This is a genomic window from Paenibacillus diazotrophicus (genome assembly GCF_042610465.1).
Genome location: NZ_JBGJZN010000004.1, coordinates 11,643 through 34,195, shown reverse-complemented (window position 1 = coordinate 34,195; position 22,553 = coordinate 11,643). Strand labels below are relative to the sequence as shown.

General features: G+C 47.2%; 16 protein-coding genes and 1 tRNA gene. 5 read left to right on the top strand and 12 right to left on the bottom strand.

The window, feature by feature from the left end; genetic code table 11:
* Positions 1 to 141 precede the first annotated feature (141 nt).
* From iolE to ACAN54_RS17050, 9 genes are all read right to left on the bottom strand, one after another.
* A complete protein-coding gene (gene iolE / locus ACAN54_RS17090) occupies positions 142 to 1,038 on the bottom strand; it encodes a myo-inosose-2 dehydratase (protein ID WP_379158722.1) in 897 nt (298 codons plus the stop codon).
* 108 nt (positions 1,039 to 1,146) lie between these two features.
* The gene (iolD, locus tag ACAN54_RS17085; protein WP_379157647.1) at positions 1,147 to 3,102 is read right to left on the bottom strand and encodes a 3D-(3,5/4)-trihydroxycyclohexane-1,2-dione acylhydrolase (decyclizing); all 1,956 of its coding nucleotides are present in this window, start codon (positions 3,100 to 3,102) and stop codon (positions 1,147 to 1,149) included.
* A 23-nt stretch (positions 3,103 to 3,125) separates the two neighbouring features.
* On the bottom strand, positions 3,126 to 4,586 hold the full coding sequence (locus ACAN54_RS17080; RefSeq protein ID WP_379157644.1) for a CoA-acylating methylmalonate-semialdehyde dehydrogenase: 1,461 nt from the start codon (positions 4,584 to 4,586) through the stop codon (positions 3,126 to 3,128).
* 81 nt (positions 4,587 to 4,667) lie between these two features.
* Positions 4,668 to 5,678, bottom strand: coding sequence for a 5-dehydro-2-deoxygluconokinase (gene iolC, locus ACAN54_RS17075; protein ID WP_379157641.1), 1,011 nt, complete (start codon positions 5,676 to 5,678; stop codon positions 4,668 to 4,670).
* A 732-nt stretch (positions 5,679 to 6,410) separates the two neighbouring features.
* Positions 6,411 to 7,430 (bottom strand): LacI family DNA-binding transcriptional regulator, encoded by a 1,020-nt coding sequence (locus ACAN54_RS17070; protein WP_379157638.1) that lies wholly within the window; start codon positions 7,428 to 7,430, stop codon positions 6,411 to 6,413.
* Between the two features lie 300 nt (positions 7,431 to 7,730).
* A complete protein-coding gene (gene iolB / locus ACAN54_RS17065; RefSeq protein WP_379157635.1) occupies positions 7,731 to 8,540 on the bottom strand; it encodes a 5-deoxy-glucuronate isomerase in 810 nt (269 codons plus the stop codon).
* A gap of 38 nt (positions 8,541 to 8,578) precedes the next feature.
* Positions 8,579 to 9,628, bottom strand: a complete 1,050-nt coding sequence (gene iolG, locus ACAN54_RS17060) for an inositol 2-dehydrogenase (protein ID WP_379157632.1) — start codon at positions 9,626 to 9,628, stop codon at positions 8,579 to 8,581.
* 114 nt (positions 9,629 to 9,742) lie between these two features.
* Positions 9,743 to 10,858, bottom strand: coding sequence for a glycoside hydrolase family 88/105 protein (locus ACAN54_RS17055; RefSeq protein WP_379157629.1), 1,116 nt, complete (start codon positions 10,856 to 10,858; stop codon positions 9,743 to 9,745).
* A gap of 52 nt (positions 10,859 to 10,910) precedes the next feature.
* On the bottom strand, positions 10,911 to 14,039 hold the full coding sequence (locus tag ACAN54_RS17050; RefSeq protein ID WP_379157626.1) for an alpha-mannosidase: 3,129 nt from the start codon (positions 14,037 to 14,039) through the stop codon (positions 10,911 to 10,913).
* A gap of 158 nt (positions 14,040 to 14,197) precedes the next feature.
* Between ACAN54_RS17050 and ACAN54_RS17045 the strand changes: the two genes are divergently transcribed.
* Complete coding sequence (locus tag ACAN54_RS17045; protein WP_379157623.1) at positions 14,198 to 15,109, top strand: helix-turn-helix transcriptional regulator; 912 nt, start codon at positions 14,198 to 14,200, stop codon at positions 15,107 to 15,109.
* A gap of 65 nt (positions 15,110 to 15,174) precedes the next feature.
* On the opposite strand, the gene ACAN54_RS17040 is transcribed toward ACAN54_RS17045, so the two are convergent.
* Positions 15,175 to 15,258 (bottom strand) — tRNA-Leu (locus tag ACAN54_RS17040).
* Positions 15,259 to 15,439: 181 nt separating this feature from the next.
* Positions 15,440 to 15,874, bottom strand: coding sequence for a hypothetical protein (locus tag ACAN54_RS17035; RefSeq protein WP_379157620.1), 435 nt, complete (start codon positions 15,872 to 15,874; stop codon positions 15,440 to 15,442).
* 107 nt (positions 15,875 to 15,981) lie between these two features.
* Here ACAN54_RS17035 and ACAN54_RS17030 point away from each other — a divergent pair, with 107 nt between their 5' ends.
* The gene (locus ACAN54_RS17030; protein ID WP_379157617.1) at positions 15,982 to 16,953 is read left to right on the top strand and encodes a CgeB family protein; all 972 of its coding nucleotides are present in this window, start codon (positions 15,982 to 15,984) and stop codon (positions 16,951 to 16,953) included.
* Positions 16,954 to 17,015: 62 nt separating this feature from the next.
* Here ACAN54_RS17030 and ACAN54_RS17025 read toward each other — a convergent pair whose 3' ends face one another.
* Positions 17,016 to 17,192 (bottom strand): hypothetical protein, encoded by a 177-nt coding sequence (locus ACAN54_RS17025; protein WP_379157614.1) that lies wholly within the window; start codon positions 17,190 to 17,192, stop codon positions 17,016 to 17,018.
* Positions 17,193 to 17,548: 356 nt separating this feature from the next.
* Here ACAN54_RS17025 and ACAN54_RS17020 point away from each other — a divergent pair, with 356 nt between their 5' ends.
* From ACAN54_RS17020 to ACAN54_RS17010, 3 genes are all read left to right on the top strand, one after another.
* Positions 17,549 to 18,883, top strand: coding sequence for a nucleotide sugar dehydrogenase (locus tag ACAN54_RS17020; protein WP_379158719.1), 1,335 nt, complete (start codon positions 17,549 to 17,551; stop codon positions 18,881 to 18,883).
* 58 nt (positions 18,884 to 18,941) lie between these two features.
* Positions 18,942 to 19,682 carry a glycosyltransferase domain-containing protein gene (locus tag ACAN54_RS17015; RefSeq protein WP_379157611.1) on the top strand — a complete coding sequence of 247 codons (741 nt, stop codon included), beginning with the start codon at positions 18,942 to 18,944 and terminating at the stop codon, positions 19,680 to 19,682.
* Between the two features lie 262 nt (positions 19,683 to 19,944).
* Positions 19,945 to 22,530: a glycosyltransferase gene (locus ACAN54_RS17010; RefSeq protein WP_379157608.1), complete on the top strand. Its 2,586-nt coding sequence runs from the start codon at positions 19,945 to 19,947 to the stop codon at positions 22,528 to 22,530.
* Positions 22,531 to 22,553: the final 23 nt, after the last annotated feature.

Below are 22,553 nucleotides of genomic sequence, written 5' to 3'. Positions count from 1 at the left end.
TCCGTATTGCTGTATCCGGAAATCCCCGTCCTATCTTTTTGCTATAAAACAATCAAAAAGGCGGAGTGCACTGGACCGTGCAACCCCGCATTCATATCCGCCCAAGCACCTGCCAAGCGGGAACTTCTCGCTCTTTATGCTTTATAAACCGCTGACTTCCCTAATATAACGTCGTGCCTTCACCGCATATTCCAGAGGATCAGCAAGTGCCGGGTCCTGCTCTGCCTCCACCACGAACCATCCCGAATAACCGGAACGGTCCAATTCGGCGAAAATCTCTGCAAACGCGATGCAGCCATCGCCTGGCACGGTGAACGCACCTTCTTTTACCGCCTGCAGAAAGCTGAGCTCCTCCTGTTTGACACGCTCGACAATTCCGGGCCGGATATCCTTCAAGTGTACATGTTTAATCCGGGGTAAATGAAAACGCAGCACCTCCAGCGGATTCTCTCCGGCGAAGGCTAAATGCCCGGTATCGAACAGCAGGGATACCTCATTCGGCTCCGTTAGCTCCATCAGCCTGGCGATTTCAATCGCGGTCTGCACTCCGGTCCCCATATGATGGTGATACACAAGTGTCATATCCTTCTCAGCCGCGAGACGTCCCAGACGGCCTAGCCCCTCCGCGAGTAGTGACCATTCCGTTTCTGTGAATACAGGCTTAGCAGCAAACAATGGCGTATCCATCTGCCCCTGAATACTCCGTCCCTGTTCGGAGACAACGATCACCTTGGCCCCCATCTCATGCAAAAAGTCACGGTGTGCACAAAAGGCTGCAGCCGTCTCCTCATATGGACGCACCGTCAGATACGCACTGAACCAGGCACTGGCGATCTGAAGTCCACGGAGCGCAAGCGCCCGATGCAGCCGCTCCGGGTCGCGAGGATATTTGTTGCCCACCTCGCTTCCCTGAAACCCCGCAAGTGCCATCTCACTAATGCACTGCTCAAAGGTATTATCCCGTCCGAGCTCAGGCATGTCATCATTGGTCCAGGCAATGGGGGCAATCCCCAGCTTCACTGTATGTTCTTTGAACATCATCGCGTCTATCCCTTCCGTTATCCGTAATAGGACGGGTGTAGGCCCGCCGTATGATTCTTTCATTACTTTCAGGAGGTATCAGGAATATACAGGGCTTAGGCTCTTTCAGTAGCTGCGCACTTTATCCAGTTGTCTGCGATTCTGCTCGTAGGCCGACTGCACCGCTTCGCTGCCGGACACTTCCGGTACCCCGACATGCCACCAGGCGCCGTAGCCATGGGTCATGGTCTTTGGCAGCACCTTGATGTCGATCAGCGTGGACCGCTCCTGTTTCCCGGCTTCCTCCAGGGCGCTGCGCAGCTGCTCAGCCGTTGCCGCACGGAAGGTCTTGACACCATAGCCTGCTGCACTGGCTGCATAGTCAATCTGCATCAATTCACCGCTTAAGCGGCCGTCCGGGCCACGGTGGCGGAACTCAGTGCCCATACTGTCCAGGCCTTGTTCCATCTGCAGATTGTTAATACAGCCGAAGCCCGCATTGTCGAACAGAATAATATTGATTTTCTTGTTCTCCTGAAGACTTGTCACCAGCTCCGAATGCAGCATTTGGTAGCTGCCGTCACCTACCAGTGCGTACACCTCCCGGTCTGGTTCCGCCAGCTTCACACCCAGTGCGCCGGAGATTTCATACCCCATGCATGAGAATCCGTATTCCATATGGTAAGTATCCGGGACCGCAGCATGCCACATCCGCTGCATATCGCCAGGCAGGCTACCTGCGGCTCCAATGACAATAGCGTCTTTGGGAATACATTCATTAATGATCCCAAGCACCCGTGTTTGCGTAAGTGAAGTCTCCAGCTTCGCTGCATACTCAGGGAGCAACTCATCCAGCTGGCCGGCAATCTCAGGTACGAAGGAACCTTCAAGGCTGTCTGTGTCTTCATTCCGGGTATACTCTATGCCAACCAGACGATTCCGCTCTACTTCCCATGCCTCTTTAGCGGACGCGATCTCATCCGTATACGCGGAACGGTAGCCGCGTTCCTCCAAAGCTGCAGAAAGTGCAGTCAGACCTTCAGCTGCATCACAGACCACCGCGAGTGCATCCAGCTTGGCAGCATGATAAGGGGAAGCGTTAAGTGTCAGAAATTCCACCCCGGGATGTGCGAACAGACTTTTTGAACCTGTGGTGAAATCTGTAAACCGGGTTCCTATACCGATCACCAGATCTGCTTTTGCAGCCAGGGCATTGGCGCAGCCGTTGCCGGTAACGCCGATACCGCCCAGATTATAGGCACAATCGCTCTCCACGGCACTTTTTCCAGCTTGTGTTTCCCCGAACGGGATCGCAAATTTTTCCGCGAAATCACGTAGTTCCTGTCCGGCATCCGCATATCTTACCCCGCCTCCGCAGACCAGGAGAGGTCTTTGTTTACTGGCAATCAGATCTGCCGCCGCCGCAACCTCTTCCGGATGAGGAAGGCGGGGAATGACCCGGTGAATACGCTCACGGAAGAAATCAAGCGGGTAGTCCCAAGCCTCAGCCTGCACATCCTGCGGAAGCGCAATCGTAACTGCTCCGGTGTCAGCCTGATCCGTCAGTACACGCATCGCGTTCAGCAGTGCTGTCATTAGCTGTTCCGGCCGGCAGATCCGGTCCCAATATTTGCTCACGGCCTTAAAGGCATCGTTGACCGTGATGGAGAGATTATGAGTATGTTCCATCTGCTGCAGTACCGGATCAGGCTGCCGGGTAGCAAATGTATCGCCAGGCAGCAACAGAACGGGAATCTGGTTCGCTGTCGCAGTGGCGGCAGCAGTCAGCATATTGGCCGAGCCAGGACCTACTGAAGCAGTACAGGCCATGATCCGCCGTCTGCGGCTCTGCTTGGCGAAAGCAGTTGCTGCATGAACCATCCCCTGCTCGTTTCTTCCCTGGTAGACGGTCAGTCCGCCGGGTGCTTCCTGCAGCGCCTGCCCCAAGCCGAGTACATTACCGTGACCGAAGACGGTGAATATCCCGTGTATGAAACGCTCCGGCCCGCTGCCAAAGTCCACATATTGCTGGTCCAGGAATTTCACCAGTGCTTGCGCTGTCGTTAATCTGATTCGTTCCATAGGAATCCCTCCTTTCGTCCCTTCTACTGCCAGCGGGCAGTGACGACTTTTTTGCGTGTATAGAATTCAACTCCGTCGCTTCCATTCGCATGAAGGTCACCATAGAAGGAATCCTTCCAGCCGGAGAAGGGGAAGAAAGCCATGGGTGCCGGTACCCCGACATTAACACCTAACATGCCAGACTCGATATGTTCCCGGAAATAACGCACTTTCCCGCCGTCATTCGTAAAAATACAAGCTCCGTTGGCAAACCGCGACGCGTTGGCGATCTCAACTGCTTCGGCCACATCCTTGACACGAATCACCGACAATACTGGCGCGAAGATTTCCTCCTGCCAGATTTTCATGTCCCGGGTCACCCCGTCAAACACCGTGGGCCCGATAAAATAACCCTTCTCCTGCACGGCTGCATCCTCCCGGCCGTCCCGGAGCAGTTTCGCACCCTCCTCCACGCCTTGTTCAATATAAGAGACGGTTCTCTCCTTATGGCCCTGACGGATCACCGGCCCAAGAAACGTGCCGTCATCCATTCCATTACCTATCTTCATCAAGTCACATTCACGCAGCAGGATGGAGATCAGCTCATCCGCCACCTCTTCCTGCACCGTTACCACGGAGCAAGCCATACAGCGTTCTCCGGCAGAGCCGAAGGCTGCGTTAACAATCTGGTTAGCCGAAGCCTCAAGATTCGCATCCGCCAGTACGATGGAATGATTCTTTGCGCCTGCCAGCGCCTGTACTCTTTTCAAATGTGCAGTACCCTTCTTGAATACATATTCCGCCACCGGCTGCGAGCCCACAAAGGAAATCGCTTTGACATCAGGATGCTCCAGCAGGCCATTTACGACATCATGCGCACCGTTAACCAGATTGAATACACCCTTTGGCAGTCCAGCTTCCTCCAGCAGTTCTGCAAGACGCGCCGCCAGCAGCGGTGTGCGTTCAGAGGGCTTCAGCACAAAGGTATTGCCACAGGCGATGGCAAGCGGGAACATCCAGCAGGGCACCATCATCGGGAAATTAAACGGTGTAATGCCGCCCACCACACCGATGGGGTAGCGGTACATCCCGGACTCGATTCCTGTTGCAATATCCGGCAGCTGCCGGCCCATCATCAGCGTCGGGACACCAGTAGCGAACTCCACACACTCAATCCCGCGCTGCACCTCGCCGTACGCTTCTTTGAAGCTTTTTCCATTCTCCAGCGTAATCGTCTTTGCGAGTTCATCCCAATTCTCTACCAAAAGCTGCTGGTATTTGAACAATATTCGCGCTCTGCGCGGCACCGGAGTTGCGGACCATCCTTCAAAAGCCTTCTTCGCCGCAGCTACAGCGCGGTCCAGGTCTGCTCTTCCGGACAGCGGAACTCTGGCCAATTCTTCACCAGAAGCCGGATTATACACCGTCTCTATCTGTTTCGTATCTGCCGCTACCCATTGCCCGTCTATATAGTTGTTCAGTACTTGCGCGGTTTGCTGTTCCAACTTCTTCACTCCTTCGGCTCTGATGTTCTGTTCCTGCTAGTATGTTTGCTTCGAGATGATGACTTGAATATGTGCTCTCCCTTACTCTACGCCCGAACCCACTTCCTCATGGGTACGTAAGAACGCTTCCAATTCGTCCAGGGTTGGCATGGCGTCCGAGCAGCTGTGCCGGGAGATGACGATGGATGCAGACGCACTGCCGCGGCGCATGGCCTCGCTGACGGTATCTCCCCGCATAAGACTGTGGATGAAGGCTGAAGCATATGAATCTCCAGCTCCAAACGTCTTTAATACCTTAGCGGGAAAAATACCGCTCCGGTGTTTCCCCCCATCAGCCGTGTAAGAGATAGATCCGCTTCCGCCATGCTTGATGACAACCAGCTTCGCCCGGTGCGAGAACCAGCGGCTGGCCGTTGCCTCATCGTCTGCGCCTTTCTCATTGTAGAGGTTCTCCATACTGTCGAATTCCTCACGGGTACCGATGATGCAGTCACATTTCTCAGCAGCCAGATTATAGTAGACAGCCGTCTCTGCGGCAGATTTCCATGTGTAAGGGCGGTAATCCAGATCAAAGAATGTAGTGACATTATGCTTACGGGCAAATTCCAGCGCCAGAAACACCGCCTCGCGGGAGGGGCTCTGTGCAAGTGCGGTACCTGAGATCAGCAGCGCCTTGGAGCTCCGGATGTAATCTTCCGAAATTTCCTCCGTATTCAGCAGCAAATCTGCCACATGGTCGCGGTACATGAGAATACTGCACTCTTGCGGACTCTTAATCTCCGTAAAAGCAAGCCCGGTCACTGCTCCGGTCCGGTCAACCGTCACCTGGCTGTCGTCAATTCCGTTGTTCTGCAGATAGGTCCGGATAAAGCGGCCCATCTGGTCATCGGCAATCTTGCCGACAAAGCCCGTACGCATGCCCAGCCGCGCCGTGCCAATCACGATGTTGGCCGGGGAGCCGCCGACATACTTGGTGAACGTGAGTGTCTCTTCCATGGGTCTTCCGGTTTCATTGGCATTGAGGTCAATACAAAGCCTACCGACAGCAATTAAATCCAGCGGCCGGTCGGGATCGAACTGTAAACCGTTCATAGTGGCGCCTCCTTGAAAAAACTTCAGTGAAAGAATACATGAGTAGAATCTGGCCTGTATTGGGTTGCATGAGCTCGCCTTTAGTACAATGAAAAGAATGAAATGAAAAGTATGAAATGAAAAAAATCCGATTAAATTCCAGCATTTTTTGAAACTCAATGATTGAGGGGTTGGGGAAGGGTAAGCGCTTAACCTAATTTTCTACTTAAGTATAATTTAGAAGTGTTGGTTTGGCAATCCTAAATTTGAAGCGTTTCCACGAATTCGTTGTTCGTTGTTCTTTAGTCCACTGGTCACGTCGTGGAATCGTACCGGCCTCATTTGGCTATACACTAATGTTGAGTCATGAGCAGAAGAGTGCAACTCAAGTGGAAAAAGTGAACTTAAATCTTTCAATTCTCCCACCCAGCAAGCATTAGGTGGAAAAGGTATCTCTAATTCGACCCATTTGCACCCTTTAAGCTAATTTGGCTTGAATTAAGTTTCCTTTTTCCAACTATTCCCCCCGACGACTCCTGGTTCTTTACCATCCCTGCTACTCCTCTATTACTCCTTTGCACTTCTATGCTACTCCAACACTCTCCTGCTACTTCCCTTCAGCCCGCTGATTCTGCGTTCCCGCTTGCCTGCAAAGGAACAAAAAAAGCCTGTTCTCCGCTTCCTAGCGGTGAACAAGCCTGCATAATGTGTGGAACTGACTCCGAACGCCTGACTTCGGGCGCAACCTAGCTTTTATTGCTTCTTAACAGGCGCCGGCCCTGTGGAATGACGGATGACCAGCTCCGGCATCAGCATAATTTTACGCTTGGGGCTGTCCGGATTGTCGATGGACTGGTTCAGCAGGATCATCGCCTGCTCTGTCATCTCACGCAGGGGCTGGGCAACACTGGTCAACGAGGGATGGCAAATCTCAGCCAGCATGGTATTGTCAAAGCCCACAACAGACAGGTCGCGGGGAATGGACAACCCCAAACCGCGAGCCTCTTTCAACACCCCGATTGCGAGCAGATCGTTGCAGGCGAACACTGCTGTCGGCCGCTCCTCCTCAGCCTGGCCCAGCATTGCTGCAGCTGCTTTCCGGCCATTCTCCAGTGTAGCCGAAGTATGTGTAATATTAGCCGGATTCTCAAAGGGGACACCCGCTGCCTTCAGCGCATCCAGGAAACCCTCCGCACGCAGTTTACTCCCCGGCAGATTGTCGGAGATGATCCCCAGCTTGCGGTGTCCCAGAGACAACAAATATTCCGTTGCCTGATAGCCGCCCTTATAGTCATCTACCGTGACAGAGTTACTCTCCATCATACGGATATCCGCCGAGAACAGCACAAGCGGCACATGATCGGCCAGCAGACGGCGGATCATGTCCGGATTACCGATGTGAGAAGCGATGATCAGACCATCGACCCGTTTGCGCAGGAGCAGCGAGATATACCTTGCTGCCTTGTCATCGTCCCGGTCCGTACTGCAGACGATCAAGTCGCTCCCCTGCCCCTGGGAGTAATCCTCAATACCGCGGGCAGCCTCGGCAAAAAAAGGATTGGCAATATCCGGTATCATCAGCCCTATCGTTCCTGTCCGGCGACTCGTCAGCGCAGAAGCTACCATACTCGGTTGGTAATTGAGCTCCTCCATAATAAGACTAACCTTCTGTCTTGTCTTGTCGCTGATCCTTCCGCTCTTATTCAGCACCTTGGACACGGTTGCGATGGAGACTCCCGCTTCACGTGCCACATCATATATCGTAGGTTTCATAATTAGTAAGCCCGCCTCTACCTTCTGCAATCTTATACGATTGATTATAGGGAACTCACCTGACGGTGTCTATTACACGGTGCCAGGCTCATCTGCCGCAGCCGATTAGTTGACCATGCCCCGACCTTAACCACACAAGGCACCTAACCACCACCACACCTTAACCGCACCCTGCACCTTCACCACGCACTGTGTTTTCAACACGCCCTGCGCTTTCACCACGCCCTGCACAAAGAGGAGCCTCCGCTCTGCGGAAGCCCCTCTTTGCACAGTCCATCAATAATTATTCCCGCCTGTCGGTTACGGCTGCGCCTCGAACAACCACTCATGATCCGGATCATTGTGGAAAACCCAGGTACGGATGGGGCCAGCCATCACGTTAAGATAATAGGAATCATAACCCGGCGGCGCAGACACCGGATGGTAGCCTTCAGGGACCAGTACGATGCTGCGGTCAGCCACGGCCAGTGTCTCGTCCAGGCTACGGTCGTCATTATATACCCGCTGCACCACAAAGCCATGCGCTGGATTAACCCGGTGGTAGTACGTTTCTTCCAGGTAGGACTCTGCCGGCAGATTGTCCTGGTCATGCTTATGCGGCGGATAGCTGGACCAGTTGCCGCCGCCCGTACGCACCTCGACCACCAGCAGGCTCTCGGCTTCACTCTGCTCCGGAAGGATGTTGACCACCCGGCGCGACATACTGCCATACCCCCGGTTCTCGGCCACAGCGTCTGAAGGAGATATCAGCCTTGGGGCATATTTGCCCGTCCCTGGTGCCAGACAGGCGGCAAGCTCCAGCTCTGTCAGGGCGGTAACTTCATAATGCGCACCTGCTGGAACGTACACCGCATACGGCGGCAGATCCTCAAACACAGACATGCGCTCGCCAATGCCGGAGAACACTATGCCATCCACCTTAACATCCGCCTTGCCTGACAGCAGTACCAGGCAGATCTCGTTGTCCTCTGCACTGCGGCTCAATGTATCCCCAGCCTGCAGCTGGTACACCTCAAAACCTACATATTTCCACCCGGCGCTTTCCTTGCTTACTGCCGCCACCAGTCCATCCTTGCCGGGGGCTCCAGCCTTAATGATCAAATCAGACATCTTCACCGGCCTCCTCTGTTTTCAGGTTGTGCATCCGCTTACAATGCCTGGCTCGTTGCTGTCATACTCTCTCCTGCATGGTGTGACAGCTTGACCGGAAGTCCGGTCAGATGCGACTTCTTCGCGGCTTCAGCAATCCGTTCCGCTTGTTGGCCGTCTATGCCGCTGCAAATAAGCGGCTCTTGCAAGCGTATCGCCTGTGCAAACGCGGCAACCTCATCTGTGAACGCCTGATTATACCGCTCCAGGAAGAAATGCTCTGGCTGATCGCGTGTAACAGAGCTTGCGGTAGACACTTCCACCGTAGTCGGACGGCAGTTGTCTGCCGTGGCTGATCCGTGTGAACCGAACACCTCTACCCGCTGATCATAGCCGTAGACGGCCTTCCGGCTATTATCAATCACACAGATGGCGCCGCTTACAAAGGTCAGCGTGATGACGGCTGTGTCCACATCACCACAGCGCCCGAACATTGGGTCGACCAGATTGGCGCCCCTTGTATACACTTCAGCCACTTCCTCACCCATCAGGTAGCGGGCCATATCAAAATCGTGAATCGTCATATCCATGAACATCCCGCCGGAAGAAAGAACATAAGCCTCACCGGGCGGCTGCGGGTCACGCGAAGTAATCTTCACGATATGGGGGGTGCCCAGTTGTCCGGACTGAACCAGCTGCTTGAGCTTGCGGAAGCTCGGGTCCATCCGGCGGTTGAAGCCGACTTGAAGCAGCACCCCTTCTTCCTCTGCAATCTGCAGAGCCCGGCTGGTCTGCTCCGAAGAGAGACTGATCGGTTTCTCACAGAAAATATTCTTGTGGGCGCGGGCAGCCTGCTCAATCCAGTAAGCATGGGTATCCGTCGGCGTACAGATGAACACCGCTTCAATCTCGGGGTCATTCAGCAGATCTTCCCCATTTGTAAATACAGAACCCAGGTTCCGGCTTTCTGCCCAATCCAGCAGCTCCTCACTTACCATAGCTTCAGCAATTGATTTCAGTTTAAACGACGGCATTACACGCAGATTATCTGCATGAAGGCGACCGATTCTGCCAGCGCCGATAATTCCTACTACGATCGGATGTACCATTTTCGCTTATCCTCCTCAAGGGTAAGCGCTTAACCTTCCCGAAATCAGTATACTCCAAGCAATGACACTACTACAAGTAAAATTTCTTCGTCTATTTTTGCATGCAGAACACTATCAGCAGTAATGCAGTGCTTCTCCCAACGCGACGATGGCCATCGCCTGGCCATAGGCCATAGGGGCAATAAGGATCTGCTTATAATCCTCCTTAGCCGCGCCAATCGGCGTACCGCCGGATACACCAAGCACCGTACCTTCCCTGTCAATTTTGCCAAGGACAGCCCGGATTGCTCCCATGGCCTGATCCGCATACTGCTCTGGCAGCAGTCCCTTGCGGACACCTTGCAGAATACCCGCCGCGATGGCTGCTGACCCTGAAGTTTCGGTATAGCTGCCCGTGTCATCTAACAGGGTATGCCACAGTCCATCCCCGCTTTGGCAGGCCAATAACGCCTCTGCCTGTGCATGCAGAATCTGTTGAAGATAAGTGAATACACCACTGTCCAGATACGGGCGCATCAGCTCAAGGTACTCCGGCAGGCCAAGCGTGAACCACCCGTTGCCGCGGCACCAGAAGGCCTCACTGAAGTTATGGCGGCTACCAAAATGCCAGCCGTGGAAGAACAGCCCCGTCTTTTTGTCATACAAATATTTGATATGCAGCAGCAGCTGATGCAGCGATGCTTGCCTCCACTCGGCGTTATCATACTTCACACCCATTTTGGCTGTGAACAAAATAGCCATAAACAGCGTATCAATCCAAATTTCATTGTCATGGAGCGTAATTTCATGCTTGCTTGCTCCCGTTGTGACATGCTGATAACCAAGTTCCTTCGTCCGCGGCAGACCATTCATCAACCACCGGACCCATTCAAGGCTTAGCCCCTCCGCTTCCTCCAGTTCCATTAGTGACAACAGCGGGGCAGTGGTATTAATGTTCCGGCTGGGCAGCCCCTTCTCCAGTTGACGTGCCATCCATGGCTTCGCGTAACTGCTATAACGGTCGTCTCCGAAATACCGTTCCAGCTTTTGAAGGCCGTATAGCCCTACTCCCTGGGGCCAGTCCCATTCCTCCATCCCGAAATCACGGGCAAAATATCCCCGCCGCCCCGCATCCGCCCCTAAGTTCTGCAGCTCCGCTTCGTTATCTGGCCGTTCCAGCTTCAGCAGTTTATTTGTCACTAGACTCAGCTTGTCAACGATTTCGTCCTTGTTCACCCGGTAGTTCCCCATCTTCTACTCCGCTCCCTTTTCTGCTGTATATTGATCTTTCCTCAGTTTGCTCTTATCCCATATTTATTCTAAAAGTCTTGATCTCATAAGGCTTGATCAGAAAAGAGAAATCACCATCCTGCCAATCCCCCTGCGGCTCCTCTATCAGATCACATTCCTGCCAGGATTCAATAGGATAGGCACTCTCCACACGGACCCGGGTCTGGGAACCAGCGTATTCATGCAGGCGCAACAGAACATGGCTGCCATCCTCCGAACGTTTAATAGCATCGGCCAGCACATGTTTGCCCTCAATCGAGAACAGGGCCTCACCCTCCAGCTCTCCCGGAATCGACCGCAGAGGATTATTCAATTCCCAAGCCTCCTGGACAACCCCGCCATCCACAAAATCACCGGTATGCGGATAGAGCGCATAAGTGAAGGCATGCTGGCCCTGATCCTGATCGGGATTAGGATGGACCGCCGATTTCAATAACGTCAGCCGCATCACGCCGTCCTTGATGTCATAGCCGTATTTGCAATCATTGAGCAGGGCTACACCATATCCCCTTTCGCTGAGATCCGCCCACTGGTGGGCTACCGTCTCGAAACGGGCATAATCCCAGCTCGTGTTCCAGTGCGTCGGGCGTTTCACATTGCCGAACTGAATATCGTAGGTAGCTTCCACAGCATGGATATCCACCGGAAACGCTGCCTTCAGTAATTGATTATGGCCATGCCAGTCCATCTCTGTGCAGAAGTCAATTCTTGCCGTGTCGCGGTAGAACACGATTCTCTGGGTGATGGTTGAGCGATGGTACGTCCAGACCATACGCAGGACCGCTCTTAGCGGACCGTTCTCGATCAGCTTGCATTCTTCAAGCTGCGAGATTTCTGTCATTTTCTCCTGGTAGAAAATATCAATATCCCAGGCTTCAAAATCCAGCGGTTTGTCCTCGAACACCTGAAGCACATTGCCGCGCTTTCCAGGTGCCAGGAGCTCACGGCCGTTCCGGCGATCATAGATCGAGGTGAAATGTCCCTGGTCATTCCAGGCCACCTCAACCAGAGGTGTTGTCAGGCGGTTGCCGGCAGCATCAGCCAGCGGTGATTCTTCCTCCGAGCGGGCAATAGCCAGTTCCCCCTGGCCATATTGCAGAACAGCCGTACCAAGAGCAGGTACAGAAGGAATATACACAAGCCTTCCCCCGTCTGCTGTACGCTGCTGCTCCAGAGGTTGCCCGGCCGTATCACAGATGACAGCATTACTCGCTGTTCCACCCGGTAACTCAGCATACCGTGGACGATCCCAGATGGAGCTGTTCAGCAGGGTAAGACTTCCTTGTCCTTCCGTCCGCTCTCCCTTTTCACCGCAGCCGTTAATTAAAGCCAGCGACCGCGCCTCTCCTTCTGCATATTCAAGGTCACTATCCTCGTATACCTCTTTAATCGATGAGCCGGGGATAATATCATGGAATTGGTTGCGGAGGAGGATTTCCCATATCCCTCTGAGCTCTTCCGCAGGGTAACCGGTTGCAAGATCACCTCGCCGGACACTGGTGAGCGTATGCAGCCACTCTGCATCCCGTAGCAGCAATTCCAGCCGCCGGTTGTATTTTTTGTTCTTGGCCTGAGAGGTATATGTCCCCCTGTGGCATTCAAAATATAACTCGCCATTCCAGGTATGCACATAGGCATCCGAATTTTCGATCCGTTCATGCAGCCCGTCAAAATACGCTCCTGCGCTCCCCATCTCCAGCTTGGGGATCCCTGGAAGCTTATCGAACCGCCGCCGAAGCTCCAGCATTTCCCGTGTAGGCCCGCCGCCTCCATCACCCCAGCCATAAGTGAACAGCAGATTATCATTGATCTCCTTGTCCTGATACGAATTCCAGATCCCGCGCAGCATTGCGGCTGTCATCCGGCCGTTGTATGTGTACGCATCTCCGTTCTTCTCCGAGGTGGTAATGAAGTGCGTCAATATTTCGGAACCGTCCAGCCCGCGCCACCAGAACGTATCATGCGGCATCCGGTTGAACTGGTTCCAGCTAATTTTGGTTGTCATGAAGGTCGAAATCCCCGACTTGCGTAAAATCTGCGGCAAAGCCCAGCTGTATCCGAATACATCCGGCAGCCACAAATACTTGCTCTCGATGCCGAACTCTTCCCGGAAGTAGCGTTTGCCCGCCACAATCTGGCGGACCAGTGATTCACCGGACGGGATGTTACAATCCGACTCCAGCCACATGGCTCCTTCAGCTTCCCAGCGGCCTTCCTTGATTTTGTCTGAAATCTTCCCGAACAGTTCAGGGTAATCACGTTTCAGATAGTCGTATAGTTGCGGCTGTGTCTGCAGGAACTGATATTCCGGGAACTCCTCCATCAACCGCAGTACGGTAGAGAAGGACCGGGCTATTTTCTCCCGTGTATGCTTGAGCTGCCACAGCCATGCAACATCAATATGGGTATGGCCAACGGCTGTAACCGTCACATCAAAGGTTTTGGGCATAGCATCCACAGCATGGTTCAAGCTGGCCCCGGCACGGTACAGCGACATTTCATGGGCCTCTGAACCAGGTTCAGACCAGTCAATTTCACGGAAGGCGTCGTTCAGTGCTTTTTTGAGCCATTGCTTCTCCGGCTGGTCACTGCCCAGATACCGGTACGTGTCCAGCGCCGCCTGCGACAGATAGCACAGATCATCAATCGTTTCATCCAGGTAACCAATCATCGCCTCGCTAATCCGGTGATCCTGAATAACCGCAGGGCCTCCGCCCTCAAGGCCTGACCACAGCCGGAAAACCAGCTCCACGGTCTGCCCGCTTAGCTCCGGCCCAAAGATAACCTCCCTGTGGTTGTTATCCACACCCTGATAAGGCTCCCCGTTCACAAACAGCAGGGATTCAAACCCGGAGTTATTGAAGCTCCCCGACTTGCCAAAATCAAATCTTCCGGCTATTTTGAAGCCCGGTTTACTTATAGGCATCTCGACCACCGTACGCAACCAGACATAACGGTCACGCCCGCGCCAGTGCTCCTGCAGCTTGATCTTGCCATCAAAGGTGACAGCCTCCGGATACACACCGTTAGCCCCGTCTTCATCCTCTGCGAATTCCAGTTCTTCAATCTCCAGCAGCCTGCGGTATCTGTACTTTCCAATCTCCGTCTGACGCCGGATCAGCTTTTCTTCTGTCAAAAACATTATCTTCACTCCTTGTATCCGCTTTCATACTGTCAATATAGCAAATCCCTCCCCTCAAAAACTACGTTATATTTGCTGTTATCCCCCATTTATATTGCATATATTGCTTTTCTGGATTTATAATAAGGGCATCTTACAGACTAAGGCGGCGACAGGACATGCTCGATAGCGACTTGTTGTATGAGCAAGGATATAGCGTAAGCATTAATACACCGGCTGATTCGCTGTTTTATTACTTTGATTATGACCAGCGGTCCCACGACATCAATATGGAATTTCAGCATTTTCATGATTTTTATGAGATTCATATCTTAATGGATTCCAGAGCGACCCATATGATCGAAGGGAATGCGTATGCTCTTCAGCAATATGATATCGTTCTGCTTCGTCCGCACCGTCTGCACAAGACACAATATCCGGTAGGTCCGCCCCACAAGAGACTGATCATTAACTTCGCTATGCCCAAGAATATACCTGGATTAGAAACCGCTTACAAAAATATGTTTCTCTCTTTTGAAGAGGAAGTGCCTATCTACCGTTTGAGTGGCGAGTCACGGAGAGCTGTGTTTGATCCCCTGAACTCGATCTTCACCTTATCACACGGCGCCTCCCCCCTGAATCCTGTATGGGTTCACAGTTTGTTTCAGCAATTTCTGTGTGCCCTGTACCAGCAAAGAGAGCGAAACAGCTATGTCCTGGAGGAAGTAGGGAATTCCACTATGCAAAAAATATATTCAGTTACTGCATACATCCACAGTCACTTCAGCAGCGAACTGTCTCTGGATTCGATCTCCAGGGAGTTCTACATCAGCTCTTATTATTTATCCCATCAGTTCAAGTCGGTTACCGGCTCTACACTGACCGAGTATATCCAAATGATACGTGTCCGCAATGCCCAGCAGATGTTGATCAGCACCCGGCTGAAGATTTCCGTAATCGCCGAACAGTGCGGCTTCAACAGCTTCTCCCAGTTTAACCGGGTATTCCATAAGCTGAGCGGCATATCTCCCTCCGGGTTTCGCAAGCAGCAGACCTCATCCCATTCAGCCTCAACCGCGCTGTCTTACTAGACAAAACATACCAAAAAAGCTTCTGCGCTGCCCGGATGAGCAGTACAGAAGCTTTTGTGTTGTTATGCGGTCAAGAGGACTCGAACCTCCACGATATTGCTACCACTGGCACCTGAAGCCAGCGCGTCTGCCAATTCCGCCATGACCGCAAATTAAGAAATGCAACGCAAGAAGTAATATATCATGAATCTGGTGGGAGGGCAATATTTTTTTTATGAAATGATGTTTTCATGTTCAACTACTTAGCATATGCTGCCATACAGATGAATAGTATATTAGAAAAAACTCCTCTCGTAGAAGGAAGCCTTCTACAAAAGGAGTTTTTTTCTATTAAGGCGCGTATACTTTTGCAGAAATGTGGGCTGGGCCGGTTATTGTTACATCCCCTTGGAGATCCTCCGGGTTTGAGGCAAACACTTGAATGACATGAAATCCAACAGATAAATTTGCAAGAATCGACTGGAACGAGGTGGTCATTGACAGCGGTGCTTCTTCATCGTTTGAGATAGCCCCTTGCTCAGCACTACTGACAACGACTCCATCCAAACGGATTTGAAGAGAGAGCTTGGGTTGATCCGGGGGTGTAGTAAAAACGTTTATCACCTCCCAACCTACTGTCGTATGAAGTTCTATGATGTTAGTTGCAGTCGGAACATTAATACCAAATTCTAATATCAACGTTGGGGATGCATTAATGGGAATACTCACCCCATTGTCCAGGTTTGTCTGGGAGCTTCTAGCAAATTCAACTAAGACATGTGACATTTGTTCACCTCCAATTATTTATTAATCATCATATGGCATAAATTATTAAGTGTTTGTACATTGTCCTATGAACTAAAAACTCTTACCTGTACAAGGGAGGAAGAAATGTGAAAATCATTTTTATTACTTCAGGTTTTAGAGCCATTTATTCCTTTTTCGAACAACGTGTTATAACAGCATTTCAGAATGCAGGCCACTACTGTGAAATATTTACATTAAACCATGATATAACTGCATTAAAACTCATGACACAAACCTTGCAGCCTAATCTTATTGTAGCCATGACCGGATTGAAGATCTCCAGACCCATATTGGAATTCTTGCAACAAGCTGACGTAAAGTCGGCCATTTGGATGACGGAAGATCCATATTATATGGATTGGACTTTACCGCTTATCCCTTATTTCGACTACATTTTCACCATCGACCAAGCTGCAGTAGAACAATATCAAAGACTTGGACATCCATATGTCTATCATCTTCCGCTAGGAACAGACCCGGAGGTATTTCATTCCACACCCGTCTCTGAAGAGTTTACAAGTGATATCTGTTTAGTAGGAGTACCCTATAGCAATCGAATTGAACTTATAGAATTCCTGTTAACGAGAACAGACTACCGTATCCAAATCGTCGGGAGAGGATGGGCACAACATTATAATAAATGGAAAAATCGGAATCGGAATTTACATGTAGTGAATGCCTGGGTAAAGCCCGAAACGGTTGTGAATTATTATAATGGTTCAAAAATCGTTCTAAATATCCATCGTCCTTCTGATGAGAAATACAACAAAAACCGTATCGGTGTGATTGCCAAAAGTATCAACAATCGAACCTTTGATGCTGCCAGTTGTGAAGCCTTTCAACTTATGGATTATAAGGAAGAGCTGGGGAAACATTTTGAGGAAGGCAAGGAAATGGTTTCTTTCAAAGATAAGAATGATTTACTTGAGAAGATTCATTATTATATGGCACACGGCGAGGAACGCAGACAAATGGCTATACAAGCAAGAATACGCGTGTTGACTTCACACACCTTTCAACATCGAATCGATCATTTGCTGATGAAGGTTCAATCTTAAATTGCCGTAACTACGGCGAATGTTTTGGACATCCAGCCGCTGTTGTCTCCGGATTTCCTGATTTATACCACTTCTAGCGGATAAAATCCGGAGACAGCATATGCTCCGATGCGAGCTTTCCTTCGGAAAGCTTTCGAGCGGACGCTTTCCCTCTTCCAGTTCCAAAAATCCCCACCTCCCCCCGTGACTTTGACTTCCGCCAGTCCTTCTTCATCTTCGTTTTGTGTATTCTTTTCCAACTTCCATCAACTCCTGACTATGTTTAGAAGCAAGCTGAATCAGCTGCCGCACATGTTCATCTACCAGGGAGTAAAATGCCAGCTTTCCTTCTTTGCGGTATTTAAGCGGGGATCCGATGATATTTGCCACATTAAAAACAACATGCGAATTAGATGAGACTAATTCACACGCTAAATTTAGTCTTATATCCTATTACGTTTTGATTATCAATACATAGTATGAAAGTATACAGCACTTGGGGGGCGATATTGATTGACAAGGGTTATATCACGAAGTCCATTCAATCCATTTTTACTGAAATATAATGTAATTATAAGTAAAAAATGCAGAAAGAAGGAAGGTCTTAGAATTGGAGATGAACTCACCATATTCTAATTTAAAAGAAAAATTAATTTCTCTAAAGGCTAAAGTTGGCGTAATTGGACTTGGCTATGTAGGGATGCCTTTAGCAATTGAATTATCAAAAAAAGGTTACCAAGTTTATGGAATTGATATTAATGTAGAAAAAATCAGTAGATTAAAGAACAAGGATTTCTATATTACAGGAGTAAATAAAGAAGATTTACACGAAGTGATAAACAGTAAAAAATTCATTCCTACAAATGATTTTTCAGTAATTTCATCTTTAGATTCTATTAACATTTGTGTTCCTACTCCTTTAACAAAAGATTACATCCCGGATATGTCGTATATAAAATCAGTAGTTGAAGAAATAAAACAATATATGCATAAAGAATTACTCATTATTTTAGAAAGTACTACTTATCCGGGTACAACAGAGGAATTGATCGAATATGAATTGACAAAAAAAGGATATAAAGCTGGTGAGGATTATTTTCTTTGTTTTTCCCCAGAAAGAGTAGATCCTGGTAATGGAAAATATATTACAAAAAACATACCAAAAGTAATTGGAGGGAAAACACAATTATGTACTGAAATAGCAACCTTGTTATATAAGGATGCCATTCAATCACTTGTGACTGTTTCTTCCCCTAAGATAGCCGAAATGAGTAAGCTTTTAGAAAATACATTTCGCAGTGTGAATATTGCATTTATTAATGAAATGGCGATGTTATGCGAAAAATTAGAAATAAATATATGGGAAGTAATTAAAGCAGCGAGTACAAAACCCTTTGGTTTTATGCCATTTTCTCCTGGCCCTGGTGTTGGAGGACACTGCATTCCTCTTGACCCTATGTACTTATCGTGGAAAGCAAGAGAATTAAACTTTTATAGCCGTTTCATTGAATTAGCACATGAAATAAATCATTATATGCCGGAGTATGTGTTAAATAAAGTTGAAACAGCACTTAATAATGTTAATAGATCTGTCAGAAACTCTAAAATATTATTACTAGGCATGGCGTATAAGCCGAATATTGATGATTTACGGGAATCTCCTAGTCTTTCTATCTATCATACATTAAAGGAAATGGGCGCTTTAGTGCAATACAATGATCCTTATGCAACCCAGTTTACAGATAATGAAGGAAATATTGTACATTCAATTGAATTGGATCATCCTAATCTTCGTAATTTTGACTGTATTATCTTATTAACAAACCATAATGTTTATAACTACCAAGAGATCTCGGAAAATTCTAACTTAATTATAGATACAAGAAATGCCTTTAAAAATATAGATACACCTAACATTGTAAGGATCGGAGATTCTCCTCCAGGTTGCTGAGCTTCATTCAGCATAACAGGTACCTGGCTCAGAACTTTTACACTGGAGGTATTTACTAATGGAGCAAAACAAAATAATACAATCTGATGTAGGTACTTCAGTCGGTCAAATTAATAAAAATAAAGTTGTCGTATATACTGCTATCACAGCTAATTATGACAATCTTTATGAACCCCGGTATAAATCCGATAAATTTGATTATGTATGCTTTACTGACAATCCGGATATAAAGTCTAATTTTTGGAAAGTAATACCACTACCACATAATAATCTTGATTCGACAAGAAAGGCAAGATATGTAAAAATACTACCTCACTTGTTTTTTCAAGACTATACCTACAGTGTATGGGTAGATGCAAATATTACTATCGTTGGAGATCTATACGAGTTGCTGCAAAGTTATTTGAAGGAATCTTCACTTGTCTTTTTTAGGCACTCCGATGGAAGAAACTGTATATACCAAGAAGCAGAAGCTTGTATAAGGAGAAACAAAGATGATAAAAATGTCATCCTTGCCCAAGCTGAAAGATATGAAAAAGAGAGATATCCAGAAAATAATGGCCTTATTTCTACTGGAGTAATTTTAAGGAGACACAAGGATCCAAAAATTATAGAAACAATGGACGCTTGGTGGAATGAAGTTGAAAACTTCAGTAAAAGAGATCAGATGAGCTTTAATTATATCGCTTGGAAGTATAATACCCCTTTTTCTATTCTCGATGATTATATTAGGGATAATAAATACTTCAAATGGAGAATTCACGATCATCAGACAAATCAAAAAAAATCTTTGATCTAATGTTAATACGAAGTATTAAAGTCACGAAGAAAGAATATTTCGGTGGGATAGAGCCATTGAGGTAATAATTGAGAGCCACCCGGGGAGGGGGCTCTCTAAGCGAAAGTGACTGTTACTTAGCTAGGTAAGCGGATATATTTGGTGGTGAACAGGTTACGGCGTGCATAAACTGCAGGTAGATAACCGTAGGATCTGTGCTTGGTCTAGACGCCGATTCATGTGGTATTTTCCGGTATTCCGTGAACATTGACAGCTCGATACAATGCTAATGTTCAAAGAAAAGGGTGATATTAAAATGAGGTTCGGTGGTAGCGATTTATTAACAATTCAATCCATATTTAAGGAAGTAAAGAATAACTTCACATATGAATTCTGGGTTAAGCCTGAAGCAGCTCATAAAATTAGTAAAGAGTCAGTTATAGGTGCTTCAGGTATTTCAGATCAAAGGTATGTTATTGCGGCTGGTTATGGGGGCGATCATGAGTATGCTGGAACAGGAGTGTCAGTAGGGACGAATGGTGTTTCAGTTTTTGAACATACAGCAAATCATCTGCCAGCTACTTTAGTATATGAAACAAGTATTACTGACTGGACTCACATTGCAATTGTTTATCGTGATAAAACCCCATATCTTTTTATTAATGGTGAGATTAGAAAAATGGGTTTGAAAAGCCTGAAAACAAATGTTTTTGCCTCAGGGATAATCGGGGGTCTGAGTAATTACGGTTTTTTTATTGGTGAAATTACTAATATCAGAATTTGGGATTACGCCAGAACAAGGAGACAAATTTACGAGAATATAAATAATGGAATGACTGAAAAAAAACCGGGCTTAATATGTTTTATTTTAGAAGAAGACAGACTGAATAAGCAAAATCTATTAAGTAATGATGAACGTAATGAAACTAATACTGAAGAAATTGATGTAATCATTTGTGTGCATAATGCTTTAGAGGAAGTAAAAGTATGTCTCGAGTCATTAATTGCTAAGAGAACATTAACCTTTAATATTATTATAGTTGATGATGGCAGTAACAAGGAAACAAGTAGATTCTTAAGGGCATATGCTGAAGTCTATAATTGTAAGCTTATTAGAAATGATTATGCACAAGGTTATACAATTGCCGCTAATATAGGGTTGCTGGCATCATCTTCTAAACATTGTGTGTTACTTAATAGTGATACAATCGTTACACTTCGCTGGTTAGAAAAGCTAATTGCATGTATAGAATCTGAGGAAGCTGTAGGTATAGCAGGTCCTCTTTCCAATGCAGCTTCTTGGCAATCCGTACCAAAATTGTTTGAACAAAATGATTGGGCAAAAAATTCACTCCCAGAAAAAATGAACTTGGAACAGATCTCAAATTTAGTGGAAAACCAGTCAGATAAATGTTATCCAGAAGTTCCACTTTTAAATGGATTTTGTTTAATGGTTAAAAGAGAGGTTATAGATAAAATTGGTTATTTTGATCAGGAGACTTTTTCGGAAGGATATGGCGAAGAAAATGATTATTGTATCCGAGCAAAAAATGCTGGCTTCAAACTAAAAGTAGCCGACGATTGTTACGTGTATCATTATAAATCTAGCAGTTACACGAGTGACCAAAAAAAATTGTTAAAAAAACAAGCAGATAAGCTAATTTGCAGAAAGTATTCCAGTAAAGAAATAAAAGATTGTATGACTGTTTTAAAAGAAAATAAGGAACTAAACACTTTGAGGAAAAAAGTTGAAAATGCGATAGAAAACGGTGAAAAGTTAAAAAGAAGTAATATCTCGATTTTATTTATTTTGCCAACAAAAGGAGGAGATGGGGGATCACACTCAGTTGTACAGGAAACAATGGGACTTCGTACATTGAATGTAAATGCAAAAATAGCCAACAACCTTAATTATAAGATTTCATTTTCTGAAAAATACTTAAATTCTGATGAATTTTGTGTTTATTATAGAAATCAAGATGAATTAATTCGCCTTTCTCAACACTTTGACATCGTAGTAGCTACCGTATTTACAACGGTGAAAATGTTAAAAAACATCATCGAATGTCACCCCTATATAAAACCCTCCTACTATATACAAGATTATGAACCATTGATGTTTGATAAAGATCATCATCGGTATAAAGAAGCGATAGAATCTTATACATTAATTCAAAATAATAATGCTTTTGCCAAAACGAATTGGATCCGTAATATAATAAAAGAAAATCATGGAATTGAGGTTTATAAAATTGCTCCGAGTTTAGACACCATGCTTTTTAAACCTGCAGTGACAATAAATAATAGTAAAAAAGATGTTGTTCATATTGTGGCAATGGTCAGGCCAAAAACTCCTCGAAGATCGCCTAAAGAAACAATGAATGTGTTGAAAGCGATAAAAGAAAAATATAATTCAAAAATAGAAATTTCTATATTTGGTTGCTCTGATAATGAATTGAACTCTTTAAATGTTCCTTTGAATTTTGATTTTAAAAATCAGGGGATACTCCTTAGGGAACAAGTTGCAAAGCTTTTACAAGACTCCAATATTTTTATTGATTTATCAACTTATCAAGCTTTTGGACGTTCAGGATTAGAGGCAATGGCAATTGGTTGCTCTACTATCCTTCCAAAGATAGGCGGAATATATGAATATGCGGTACATGGATACAACAGTTTTTTAGTTGATACTGCTAATAACGAAGAGGTTATTCATTTTATAAGTTGCTTAGTAGAAAATAAAAGTATAAGAAATAAATTTCACTTAAATGGAATAGAAACCGCTAAAAACTATTCAATAGAAAAAGCAAGTCTTTCGCAATATCAATTTTTCGATAAACTGTTAAATAATAAAGAAAAAGGGAATTGACAGAATACACATAAGTCAATTCC

Coding starts and splice junctions, on each gene's coding strand:
- iolE (WP_379158722.1), bottom strand. CDS start 1,038: ATGTTCAAAGAACATACAGTGAAGCTGGGGATTGCCCCCATTGCCTGG.
- iolD (WP_379157647.1), bottom strand. CDS start 3,102: ATGGAACGAATCAGATTAACGACAGCGCAAGCACTGGTGAAATTCCTG.
- iolC (WP_379157641.1), bottom strand. CDS start 5,678: ATGAACGGTTTACAGTTCGATCCCGACCGGCCGCTGGATTTAATTGCT.
- ACAN54_RS17070 (WP_379157638.1), bottom strand. CDS start 7,430: ATGAAACCTACGATATATGATGTGGCACGTGAAGCGGGAGTCTCCATC.
- iolB (WP_379157635.1), bottom strand. CDS start 8,540: ATGTCTGATTTGATCATTAAGGCTGGAGCCCCCGGCAAGGATGGACTG.
- iolG (WP_379157632.1), bottom strand. CDS start 9,628: ATGGTACATCCGATCGTAGTAGGAATTATCGGCGCTGGCAGAATCGGT.
- ACAN54_RS17055 (WP_379157629.1), bottom strand. CDS start 10,858: ATGGGGAACTACCGGGTGAACAAGGACGAAATCGTTGACAAGCTGAGT.
- ACAN54_RS17050 (WP_379157626.1), bottom strand. CDS start 14,039: ATGTTTTTGACAGAAGAAAAGCTGATCCGGCGTCAGACGGAGATTGGA.
- ACAN54_RS17045 (WP_379157623.1), top strand. CDS start 14,198: ATGCTCGATAGCGACTTGTTGTATGAGCAAGGATATAGCGTAAGCATT.
- ACAN54_RS17035 (WP_379157620.1), bottom strand. CDS start 15,874: ATGTCACATGTCTTAGTTGAATTTGCTAGAAGCTCCCAGACAAACCTG.
- ACAN54_RS17020 (WP_379158719.1), top strand. CDS start 17,549: ATGAACTCACCATATTCTAATTTAAAAGAAAAATTAATTTCTCTAAAG.
- ACAN54_RS17015 (WP_379157611.1), top strand. CDS start 18,942: ATGGAGCAAAACAAAATAATACAATCTGATGTAGGTACTTCAGTCGGT.
- ACAN54_RS17010 (WP_379157608.1), top strand. CDS start 19,945: ATGCTAATGTTCAAAGAAAAGGGTGATATTAAAATGAGGTTCGGTGGT.